The following is a 240-nucleotide window of genomic DNA, read 5'->3' on the forward strand; positions in this document are numbered from 1 at the left end:
AAAAGAATGGTGGTCGATACTGGGCTCGAACCAGTGACCCCCTCCTTGTAAGGGAGGTGCTCTCCCAGCTGAGCTAATCGACCTGGGATTTCACAATGTTTTAATTCTTTGTAAAAAGAATGGTGGTCGATACTGGGCTCGAACCAGTGACCCCCTCCTTGTAAGGGAGGTGCTCTCCCAGCTGAGCTAATCGACCTGGGATTTCACAATGTTTTAATTCTTTGTAAAAAGAATGGTGGT

2 tRNA genes are annotated in these 240 nt (G+C 47.1%); both read right to left on the minus strand.

The window, feature by feature from the left end:
* Positions 1-7 precede the first annotated feature (7 nt).
* Positions 8-83, minus strand: a tRNA-Val gene (locus K5R16_RS22410).
* Between the two features lie 37 nt (positions 84-120).
* A tRNA-Val gene (locus K5R16_RS22415) sits at positions 121-196 on the minus strand.
* Positions 197-240 lie beyond the last annotated feature (44 nt).

The organism is Shewanella sp. c952 (genome assembly GCF_019654975.1).
Classification (GTDB): domain Bacteria; phylum Pseudomonadota; class Gammaproteobacteria; order Enterobacterales; family Shewanellaceae; genus Shewanella.